Source organism: Sphingobacterium spiritivorum, from assembly GCF_016725325.1.
Taxonomy (GTDB): domain Bacteria; phylum Bacteroidota; class Bacteroidia; order Sphingobacteriales; family Sphingobacteriaceae; genus Sphingobacterium.
Map to the genome: position 1 here is coordinate 1,484,265 of NZ_CP068083.1, position 11,606 is coordinate 1,495,870.

Annotated in this window: 6 protein-coding genes; all 6 read right to left on the reverse strand. The window is 39.9% G+C overall.

Annotated features, from left to right (window positions below; translation table 11 throughout):
• Nucleotides 1-13: 13 nt before the first annotated feature.
• Nucleotides 14-1,600: a SusD/RagB family nutrient-binding outer membrane lipoprotein gene (locus tag I6J02_RS06010; protein WP_201680883.1), complete on the reverse strand. Its 1,587-nt coding sequence runs from the start codon at nucleotides 1,598-1,600 to the stop codon at nucleotides 14-16.
• Between the two features lie 8 nt (nucleotides 1,601-1,608).
• Nucleotides 1,609-4,656 (reverse strand): SusC/RagA family TonB-linked outer membrane protein, encoded by a 3,048-nt coding sequence (locus I6J02_RS06015; protein WP_201680884.1) that lies wholly within the window; start codon nucleotides 4,654-4,656, stop codon nucleotides 1,609-1,611.
• 290 nt (nucleotides 4,657-4,946) lie between these two features.
• The gene (locus I6J02_RS06020; RefSeq protein ID WP_201680885.1) at nucleotides 4,947-5,972 is read right to left on the reverse strand and encodes a phosphodiester glycosidase family protein; all 1,026 of its coding nucleotides are present in this window, start codon (nucleotides 5,970-5,972) and stop codon (nucleotides 4,947-4,949) included.
• 11 nt (nucleotides 5,973-5,983) lie between these two features.
• The gene (locus I6J02_RS06025) at nucleotides 5,984-6,793 is read right to left on the reverse strand and encodes a DUF4397 domain-containing protein (protein WP_236582320.1); all 810 of its coding nucleotides are present in this window, start codon (nucleotides 6,791-6,793) and stop codon (nucleotides 5,984-5,986) included.
• A 13-nt stretch (nucleotides 6,794-6,806) separates the two neighbouring features.
• Complete coding sequence (locus I6J02_RS06030; protein WP_201680886.1) at nucleotides 6,807-8,366, reverse strand: SusD/RagB family nutrient-binding outer membrane lipoprotein; 1,560 nt, start codon at nucleotides 8,364-8,366, stop codon at nucleotides 6,807-6,809.
• Between the two features lie 4 nt (nucleotides 8,367-8,370).
• Nucleotides 8,371-11,451: a SusC/RagA family TonB-linked outer membrane protein gene (locus tag I6J02_RS06035; protein ID WP_201680887.1), complete on the reverse strand. Its 3,081-nt coding sequence runs from the start codon at nucleotides 11,449-11,451 to the stop codon at nucleotides 8,371-8,373.
• Between the last annotated feature and the right edge of the window lie 155 nt (nucleotides 11,452-11,606).

Here is an 11,606-nt window from a genome sequence, read left to right on the forward strand (position 1 = left end):
GACAGGCCTTTCATTATTCTGCAACATTAAACCATAATGGAGTAGTAAGTCGATATTTCTCTGAATTATCGCCCACATTATCCGGATTACGGTTCTGTTCATTACTCTCATAAACCATTGCCTGAATCCACTGATTAGGATTACCCGCTTCAAATATTGTTGTATTCAAATTAGCTGGTCTTTTCAAACTTGGTCCGTATATAGTTGAAGCATAGTCCATACGACGCATATCAACCCATGTCTCTGGGTTGAGACACAATGAAATATACTTTTGTCGAAGAATATGACTCAACCCTCCATTTAAAGAGTTAAAATGCGTACTCAATCCGTCAGCCTGTTGAGCAGTCCAATATGCATTGATGCCTGCCTGTGTTACTCCAAGTTTTCGCATATTGGATTTTACACCTTCTTCATATGCAATTAATGCACCAGCAGCATCTCCTGATCTTAACTTAGCCTCTGCCTCTATAAACTTGACTTCAGAGTAAGTTATAAAACCAAATGGTGACTCCGTCTTAGTATAATAACCACTCTTACTAAATCTACCATAGTCATCAGGAGCAGTTTTTGTAGCGTCTCCAGGATTCCCATTTGCGAGAGTTCCTTGTCCATTTGCAATGAAAGCCCCTGCACCAGGACCTCTATACTTTCCATCAGATGCCGCTCCAACCATGATTTTACTTATCCGTGGATCTTCATAACTTGTATTTGTAACAGGAAAAGAAGTTAACATATTTACAAAAAACTGAGACCAAGAAAAGTAACGAGGGTTTGCAACACTTTCAAAACCACCCCAGCTTGACCACGGATTTTCATCAATTAACAATCCTCCTGCTAAATAAGGGAATTCAGCATCCATTCCGTCTCCATTAAAACCATTCTGACATGCCTCAATGATTTTTGCAGAATTATATATACCACTTTTCTTTGATAAATGGTTCATATAACGAGCTTTCAATGACCAAGCAAATCTCTTCCATTTCTCTACATCACCCTGATAAAGTAAGTCGCCTTTCTTTGCGTTAATACCTCGTTGAGATGCTGTAGAGTTGAATGCTTCAATAGCCTCGTCCAACAATTTCTGGATCCGCTCATAGACAGTCTTCTGGTCATTAAATTTTGGCTCTAAAACCAACTGATCTTTTCCCGTATAATAATCATCTACAACGATATTACCGTACTGACTTGTCAAAAGTCCAAAATTAAGTGCCAACAATGTCTTTCCAACACCAATAAGATGAGGATTACCTTCTTCCGTTGCCAGATTAATAATATCTACACAGTTTGGCATTGTATTAACATACGCATTTTGCCACAAAAAGTACCCAGAAGTAAAGCGCCAATTGCTTGCTGCATATCCTCCCGAGTTAATTGTCTGGAGTCCGGTATATTGCATCACTGCTGCAATTTCCCTCGTTCCCCTCCATTGGGCCGCTCCGCTAGAAGTTGTAATTGCCCCGGCCACACGACTTGCTGCTTCAACCTTTGAGGGATTATTAGGATCTTCATTAACATCGAGATACTTTGTACAAGAGGTCATTGAAACACCTAATGTAACCATCAAATATATGCCGTAATTTTTAAATTTTCTTTTCATCATCGTTTGAGTTAAAAAGTTAGTTTCAAACCAAAATCAAATCCTCTTGTTGCTGGAACACCTAAGTTATCAAATCCAAAAGAGCCGGACCCACCAACACCAGCACCGCTTCCTGAGACTTCCGGATCAACACCTGAATAATCCGTAAATAACAATAAATTTCGGCCGGTTAATGTAAATTGTAAATTAGATAACTTCAAGCTCTTAGCCACATTTGAAGGCAAACTATAAGTCAGACTGGCGTATCTTAAACGTACCCAAGATCCATCTTCTACAAAATTAGAGCCTCTAGCTGCGTAGTATGTCTGATAAAAATCCTGATCCAAATTAATAGAACTGGTATTAGCCGCTCCTGTTTTCTCAACTATACCGGGTAAAACTGTAGTTCCCCGATCCGCTGTTAAAGGACTAAGCCCTTGGCGGACCAACATATAAGATGTTGCATTAAACACATCTCCTCCTTTTCTTATATCCCACATAAACGACATTCCCCAGTTCTTATACTTAAATGTATTTGTGATTCCGCCTATCCAATCCGGATTTCTGTCTCCGATCTGAGACATAGTTGACACAACCTGAGGCAGACCTGTCTCAGTCAGCAACAACTGTCCATCCGCATTCGTTTTCCAGGTTTGTCCATTTATTCCGAAAAGAGTTCCATTTAAAAAGGCGGCTCCCTGCGCAATTGAATTAGCAATCCAAGAGTCGGAAATTTCAACTCTGTCCAGTTTTCCTGGCAGATCCTTTACTGTTGCCTTATTAGCACTGAAATTCACATCTATACTCCAGTTAAAATCCTGTTTTCTAACAGCCTGAAAATTCAGAATTGCTTCGTATCCCTTATTTTCAATAGATCCTCCGTTCAAGTAAGCAAGAAAAGAGCCTGAAGAAGGAGGAGTTCTTGTGCCTAGTATCTGATCATCTGTCAACGTCTTATACCAAGTAAGATCTAACCCAAGGCGATTGTTCCAGAATTTCAAATCCGCTCCTACCTCATAGGAATTTGTAAATTCAGGCTTCAGGTTTGGATTTCCAAAATAGTCTGTAATATTTGTAATAAAGCCTCTTGGGTTAATGGTAAAATCATTGATATATGTGCCTAATGTTGTTTGCAATACGTGAGATGGAGCATCTTTTCCTACTTGAGCCCACGCCCCTCTCAACTTAGCAAATGATAAAAAACCTGTTGACTGATCTCCGTTTAATTCCTTGATTAAATCAGTTACTATAATAGAGGTACTGATTGAAGGATAGAAAAAGCTGTTTTCAGCTTTTGGCAATGTGGAAGACCAATCATTTCTTCCTCTGAAATTCAGATAAATTATGTTTTTCCAGTCCAAATTCAGATCTCCAAAAACACCTACAATTCTTCTGCGTGATATTCCTTTTGAAACTGTTCTATCACTCGCGAGAGTATTATTAATACCAATAAAATCCGGATCAATAAAATTTCTTGCAGTAGATGTCACAGTCTTTCTGTAAGTTGCTTCAACATTATGACCTAATGTAAAATTGATATTAAAGTCATTAAATGATTTTTTCGCATTCGCTAAAAAAGTTGAAGTTGTTACTTGATTAGTTGTAGCAGCTTCCGCTAAATATCCGGTAAGACCTGTTTGAGAACTTGGACTTGTCACACTCTGGAAATTTTCCCCATAATAATCCGTTCCAAGTCTATAAGTAATATTTAACCATGATAAAGGATCATATACCACTTCACCAATTCCTATAACTCTGTTAATATCATTAAAAACCGGTTTCCTGTTAATTGTCCAATAAGGATTATCAAATGCAGACTCAGAATTCTCACTTAGTACTTTTTGTGTATTATCTGGATTTAGGTAATCTGTCATATCGACATTTCGTGGCCAGAATAATGCTCCCATTATTCCACTTTGGCTACCTTGTGAAAAGTAAGTCCGATCAGTCTTAACATAATTAACATTAGCTCCTATTTTTAAATTATCTTTAATTTTGTGATCTGCATTTACCCTAAATGACTTCCTTTTAAACTCAGTATTCTTAGCTATCCCTCCTTGATCAAACAACGAGGCAGATGCATAAAAAGTTGACCTATCGGTCCCTCCACTTACAGACAGATCATGATTTTGAGTAAAAGCCGTTTTGAAAAAATCGGGGATATTATCATAAACCTTTTCACCTTCACTAAATTTCGGACCCCACGAAAGATAAGAACCTGCACTAAATACACCTTTTTCACCTTGCTTATATAGCGACTGTAATTCAGGAAACTTATTTGCTTTATCAAAAGAAAACGTATTAGAGTAAGTTATACCTCCCTGACCGCTCACACCTCTTTTAGTCGTAATAACCACAGCACCACTTGCTGCCCTTATTCCATACAAAGCTGCAGCTGCAGGTCCTTTCAAAACCGTTACACTTTGAATATCTTCGGGATTGATGTCAATTGCCCTGTTGGAAGCAGGAGTTACACCTGCGGCTAACCCACCTTGAGAAACCGGAGTAGTATTATCTACCGGAATACCATCCACAACAAATAAGGGCTGATTATTTCCGCTTAAAGAAGTTCCGCCACGGATCATAATATTTGCTGAAGCACCGGGAGATCCTCCTGAATTTGTTACTTGAACTCCTGCAACTTTGCCCTGAAGTGCATTAACTACGTTGGTTTGATTAGACTCTGTAATTTGTTTTGGAGATACACTTTGTAGTGCAAAACCTAAACTCTTCACTTCCTGCTTTACCCCCATCGCCGTTACCACTACTTCTTCAAGAGCTTCTTCCGAGCCGGACATAGATACGGAGACTGTATTACCGGCCCCGACTGTTTGCTGCACTTCTTTCGATCCTATAGAACGGAAGATCAACACATCTCCAGGATTTGCCTGAATTGTAAAGCTACCATCCGGAGCAGTTTTTGTTGTGACAGACTTTCCTTTGACAAGAACAGTCACACTGGACAATGGCGTCCCATCTGCAGAATTGGTAACCTTCCCGGAGATTGTTTTCTGCTGCGCCATCAAATTGACTGAAATGAGCATCAGCCAAAAAAATAATAAGAGTAATTTTCTCTTCATGTTTGACAGTTTGTTTATGGTTTATAAATAATAGAATAGTTTAGATAATAAGCATGCAATATGGTCTGGTCAGTATAAACAGGACAATGTCCTTTACAATTTTAGCAATTTATTTTCTAAAACTGCACTATTTTGCTTCTTTTATTTAAATTCGAGACAAAATAACACAATTATACCTCAAATTCAACCTTAAAGTCTGCAATAAAACGCAAAAACAAGAACATAACAGCGTTCTTAACAAAAAAAGCGGGCAGAATATCTGCCCGCCTATACTATAAACGTTAAACTTATTATGGTCGCAGCACAAATCCGATTCCGTTCGCTGTGGCAGATCCGGTTTTATTAACCGGCCTGTTCAACATATCCCAACGCAGGCCTTTTGCATCTTCCTTCCTCTTTACCATAGCAGAGAAATTCCCTCCATTTGTAAAAAATGCTCTGCTGGATCCCAGAGTTTTCATGACTACGCCCAGATCATTCAGTGTGATACCTGTAGAAAAGGCATCATCTCCTCCATCTACCACCACGCAGATAACTTTTTTATCCGCATTAATCCCTATTGCCGTACGTGCAGATACTGTAGCGGTCGTAGATGTTATCAGATTATTGTTAAAAACAAGCCAGTTTGTTCCGGAAACTAAATGATAAATGGTATTCAGATCTACCGCTTCCGCAGGATAAGTTGCACTTGGTCTGTTTCCGATAAACGGCACTCCAGCCTTTGTAACAGCAAAATACGGAATAGTAAAAGCAGTCGCAGTAGTGGTATTCGTTTTGATCTGCCTTCCATAGCGTATATACGACCCCGATGGCGCATTCACCGTTGTTCCGGAAGTCAATACGGCATCTCCGTTAATGGCGACCATCATTTTTCCTCCTGATCCCGATTCATTATACTTTGCCATTTCAGGTAAAATCTGAGTAGCATAAAGCACCTCATTAAATGGACCGAGTGCCTGAACAGCAAGCTTAGGTTTGGATAAATCTATTTCCAGAACATGCATACTGACAGGGAGATTCAGTCTATTGAGGTAACGGATGTGCGTATGAACGATCCCCTCTGCAACAGTTGTAGTCGAATCCAGACGAAAAGTTTTGATAATATCAGTATTCGTAATAATACTTTGGGTCAAAGCACCGATTTGATTATCAGGAGGAATAGTATCTTTCTCTACTATCACTTCCTTATTCTCAAATACAGGCCAGTCATCCCTTTGCTTACAAGATGTAAATGCTGAAACGATAAACACAGAAGTCACAACAAACGTCAACGTATGTTCAACGCTCAATGACAAAAATTTTAAACTTGATTTCATAGCGTAGTCATTTATCGTATGTTAAAAAATGAAAGATAAGGCTTCATAGCAGTACTTGTCTGTCCGTTATATCCTAACGCAAATGCAGTATAAGTCCGCTGATTGACAATCGTACCTGCATTACCATAGAACGCAATAACAGTAGCATTGGTCACTGCTGCCCCCGCAGGTCTGACCTTCCAGGTTCTGGAGACACTTCTGTTCAGTACAAAGTATTCGCTCATCTCCATAAACTTAATGTTACTCGCCACCAGAGAATCCTGAGTTGCAACCTGCCCTGCAGCTGTGGTGGAGAAAAATCCATAATACAGATCTACTGCAGGCACATTCGGCATCAGATTTACAAACCGGTAGCGTGCATATAAGGAGTCCGGTACGGAGAAATCTTCTTCTGTCAAAAGGGATTTGGTATTTGCTGCCGTATCCGCCAGATGGAGGGTATAGCGTTTGCCCGCCGTCAGCATAATATTCGTTTCATAAAGAATTAACGAATCTGTACCATCATCCTTCTTCTTTGGGAGACCCAGTTTGACATTTACATTGCCGGATTTGATCCTTAGAAAATCCGCTCGAGAATCTCCTCTTGTATTCCATCCTCCTCCCGGATACGGTTCACGGGCACGAATAAGTGGCGTTACACGCTGATCATTAAATTTGACATACATGTACCTGTCGTCCGGATATACACTCGCCATATTGATCTTGACAATAGCGTCATCGTTGGTCATGAACTCCAGATTTCCATAATCCTTGACCGACTTCTCGCAGCCGAACAGGGATACGAGACCAAGCACGCATATAATTAGTTTTATTGATTTCATAACTTCAAAAATTTCAATCCGTAGATTTTGAAAACCATAACTCCTTTGTGATATAATCAGGTTCTAAACCACCCCATTTAGCTAACTCATCAGCATTCCATACATATTCCGAATTGTAGCGGGGGCGCACACGATACCCATATTTCTTGTACACCAATGTAGACGGATCTATTTGCTGATACTGTCTGAAAACAGTTGCATCATAATGGTATTTTCTCAGGTCGCACCATTGTTCCAGTGAACCCCAGCCCCACTGTGCAATATATTTTTGCCCCATAATGTCAGCTATCGTCAATTCAGCTGCAGTTTGTGCAACCTCTGTACTTGCCAGATATATCCCGATTTCTGTTGCTGTAATGTCTTTTTCTCCGGAAGCCTCCGCTACAGCATAGCGACTCACAAAAGACATATGTGCCGTTATTCCATTTCGATAGGCTGCAAATGCGCCGTCCCGCTGTCCTTTTATCAACATAGCTTCCGCTTTGGCAAACTGTAGCTGTGAATATGTCATTAATGGAAAATCTACCGTATTCTTAAAGATAAATTTACCTCCGGCACCTACTACAGAAGGAACAGTCGAATTAGAAATATTGGGCGTCCCTCCGATGAATGTACTATCGGGAAGTCTAAAGTTCAACATTCTTGACAATCGCGGATCCAAAGAAGTCTTTGCAGCCTCCTCAAAATCCCCTCTTACACCTCCGGTTAAGTACCGTAAAATCGGCAAGCCCGCTTTACTGTAATATGTAGAGTTAAGATATCCTCCATCCGTTCCGAAAATATTTGATGTTTCCGGCGATTTCCCACCAAACTTCACTCCAGCATCATCCGCTGCAGAAGTAAAGGAAAGATCTACATAATGGATTACAGAATCAGCATATTGGGAAGAAAATTCAGGCTTATTAACCAGGTGGCTATATTGCAATGCCAGAATTCCATATACAAATTTTTTCCAGCGATCCATATTCCCTCTGTACAGATTATCACCTGACGCAGAATTCAGATTGGCAGAATAATTAAGCGGACTTTTCAACGTCATATAATACAGTGAAGAATCACACCATTGACGCACTTTAGCATACACTTCAGGCTGATCCTGATATTTGAATTTTAATAAATCATTGCGTAAAGCTTCATCCAGAATTACAGGACCATGATAATCTGTCAGCATCTGATAACCCCATGCTTTGATCGCATAGCCAATTGCAGCATACTCGTATTTCTCATTTTTGATCGCATCTTCAAGCATCACTCTCAGATTGTGTCCATGATTATAATACACCATCCGCCACATGACACCACCCACGTCACTTACCCCGCCAATATAGCCATGTCTTTCCCAGACCAGAGAGTTAAAATCAGAACTGCCTCCTACTATACCCTGTGTAAATTTGTTTATAATACGTGCATCCTGAGAATAACCATTAGCCATCTGATAGACAATCGGTGCCAGAAGCAGTTCGGCTTTTGCATCCTGTGGAAATGACGGGTTATCATTAATGTCCAGATATTTTTTACAACTGGTCAGCAAGCCCACTATGAGTACCACCAGTAATATTTTTGTACTTTTCATAAAATTATAATTTTAACCGCAATCCTAAGTTAAATCCCCTCGGCTTCGCCATATTACCATAGTCAATACCATATCCACCTATACCTCCTACACCTGGTGTATTCAGGTTACTTTCCGGATCCAATCCGGTATAGTTTGTAAACAGCAACAGATCCGTTCCTGTAAAGAATACACTCATACTGGTGTTTTTACCAATTCTGCTGGTAAGGCTTTTGGGTAATTCATAAGCCAGAGAGATATCCCGTAAACGGAAAGTATAGATGTCCCGCTCGATAAACATGGACGGTTCGACATTCGTAAAGTAATAGTTAGAATTGTAAAATGGAGTGACGGCAATATTATTAATAGTCGGATTGGCAGACTCTTCTAAACCATCCTGCAGAACACCCTGAACAACACGAGGCTCTTCGCGGTTAAGTGTTTTCGCTGAAACACCCAGATTGAACATCCGGTTTTCCAAACCATTAAACACATCACCTCCTACCCGCAGATCCCAAAGGAAGGATAATGAAATACTCTTATATCTGAACTTATTAATCGTACCCAGAGTAAAATCAGGAATACGGTCACCGATCGGATAATAAACACCATCTCCTGTTACAGGAAGTCCTGTAGCTGTATTAATCAGCACATCTCCGTTCGCATTTCTCTTGAATCGGGTACCACTCAATGCACCTATACTATATCCGGGATGTACTGAAGTACGTAAGCCTGAAAGCACCCAGGTATCAGATTCATACAATTCGGGCAATTCTTCGGCCAGCGAAAGTACTTTCCCTCTGTTTTTAGTAAAATTGAACGTAACATCCCAGTTGAAATCACGCTTCTCAATAGGTCTGACCATAGTCTGAATTTCTATCCCGTGATTTTTAACCTCGCCGCCATTCAGCATCTTCAGTATATAACCGGTTCCGTAACTGAGACGCGGCAGAATAATCTGATCCGAACTTAAACGGGTATAATAAGTAAAATCAAAAGAAACGCGTTTCTTGAACAAAGAGAACTCGATTCCAGTCTCAAAGTCTCTTGTACGCTCTACTTTCAGATCCAGATTACCGCCATTAACACCGTATGCAAAACCTCCTCCGGTAGAATACTGTCCTTCAAAAGAAGATTTAGTATAATACGTACGCCAAGGTTCTTTTCCGGTAAGTGACACTGAAGATCTCAGCTTTCCTTCATCCACAAAAGGGAACATGTCGTGGAATCCTTTAATATCGGAGAAGTTAAAAGCTATAGATCCGGAAGGGTAACCAAAGAAAGGATTATTAGGCATAAGTCGCGAACTACCATCCAGTCGGCCTGACAATGTCAGATATAATATGGTTTTATAACCAAGTACTGCCTGTCCGAAAAAGCCTACATTTCGGTAATTATTAATGGTACTTTTGGATAATCTTGTTTCAGGCAGTGTATTGTTTATGCTGTAAAAATCCTGATCAAAGAATTTTTTACCATACTGCGAATTGGTGACATAATCATAATCATTAAAAGAAGCTCCTAATACACCTTGTAATGAAAAATCATCAAACTTATGACTTGACCTTGCTGTCAATGATCCTGTCAGAATCCGTGAAGTCCGGTCATATACGCTGATCTGCCCGCCGGTAGGATCGCCTTCTGAGCCTGAGCCTAAATAGGATTGATTATGATACACACTCTCTCCATGTGTAAAAGAATAATCTAAGCCCAAAATACCATTTATAGATAACCATTTCGAAGGTCTGTACATAATATTGGAATTGGCCATCATACGATTCACTTTATCAAATGAGGTATTTCTGTAAACATCCCAGAAAGGGTTATCAAATTCGCTGTATATAGTCCCTGAATGCAGGACACGGTTTCCTTTTTCATCTATCCACTGACGTACATCAGCCATAGGATTGAATCGTAATAAAGTAACCATGTAGCCATCTGCACCTTTTCTGGCCTTATCATTGTCAGAATTCGTATAACTGAAAGAGGTATTGATATTTAGCTTTTCTCCAAACTTCGCTGTGGCAGCAAGTCTGGATGAAATACGCGTATATCGTGTGTTAGGTGTAATACCGGTATTATCATTATATTCATTAGACCATCTGTATGTAAATGCTTCATTTCCTCCTTCAAAAGAAAGATTATGTTTCTGATTATAACCTGTTCTGAAGAAGCTTCTGATATTATCATACAGTTGAACCCCTTCTTTATATTTAGGTCCTAATGAATACGGTGAAGTACCATCATATAGTCCATTTGTTCCTTTGGCGTATATGTTCTGCACTTCAGGAAATTTATTGACTGTTTCCATACGACCTGAGAAGTTGTATGTTACAGCTGTTCTGCCTGCTTTTGCTTTTTTTGTAGTGATTAATATCGCTCCGGAAGCTCCCTGACTTCCAAATAAAGCCGTTGCCTCCGGACCTTTCATAATGGTATAAGATTCAATATCTTCCGGATTCAGGTCCATTCCACGATTGGAATAATCTAATGCTCTGTTTGCAGAACCTGATGCTAAATCTGTTTCATTAAGAGTAGAATTATCAACAGGAACTCCATCAACAACGATCAATGCGCTGTTATCGCCGGATACAGACACAAATCCACGAAGCACAATCTGAGCTGAGGCTCCGGGTGCACCACTCGTAGAATTGATAGACAATCCCGGAACACGACCCTGAAGACCATTAAAAAAGGCCTCCCGTTGTGTTTCTGAAACCTCATCACCACTGACTACAGGAGTTGAATAGCCTAAAGATTTTTTACTTCTGTCTATACCATATGCTGTCACTACGACTTCATCAATTGATGAGGATGAGCTGGATAAGGTCACATTCAGGCTGGTTTTATTACCTACAGCTTGCTCTATAGTATTCATACCGACATAGCGATATACAAGAGTAGCCCGGGGAGACACTGAGATCTTATAATTACCGTTTCCATCAGTAATTACCTGGTTACTTTTGCCTTTTTCCATAACAGTAACCCCCTGTAACGATTTTCCATCATCGTCAGTTACTTTACCGGTCACTGTCTGTTGTTGCGCAAAGAGTATAGCGCAATTCCAAACAACCCCCAGCATTAATAGGAGAAATTTTATTTTCATGATTTAAAATTAGGTTAGTTTTATTAGGTTAAGTCCGATCAGATTAATGACCTGGTCACTATTTCTGAAAAAACAGAGAGGTAGCTGTCTACTTTTTGTTTATAAAATTTGGTTCTTCTAGGGTTAATAATCTCTACCGAAGATAGCATAATTAT

Excerpts from the sequence above, each read along its gene's own strand:
- I6J02_RS06010 (WP_201680883.1), bottom strand. The coding sequence starts at position 1,600 with ATGATGAAAAGAAAATTTAAAAATTACGGCATATATTTGATGGTTACA.
- I6J02_RS06015 (WP_201680884.1), bottom strand. The coding sequence starts at position 4,656 with ATGAAGAGAAAATTACTCTTATTATTTTTTTGGCTGATGCTCATTTCA.
- I6J02_RS06020 (WP_201680885.1), bottom strand. The coding sequence starts at position 5,972 with ATGAAATCAAGTTTAAAATTTTTGTCATTGAGCGTTGAACATACGTTG.
- I6J02_RS06025 (WP_236582320.1), bottom strand. The coding sequence starts at position 6,793 with ATGAAATCAATAAAACTAATTATATGCGTGCTTGGTCTCGTATCCCTG.
- I6J02_RS06030 (WP_201680886.1), bottom strand. The coding sequence starts at position 8,366 with ATGAAAAGTACAAAAATATTACTGGTGGTACTCATAGTGGGCTTGCTG.
- I6J02_RS06035 (WP_201680887.1), bottom strand. The coding sequence starts at position 11,451 with ATGAAAATAAAATTTCTCCTATTAATGCTGGGGGTTGTTTGGAATTGC.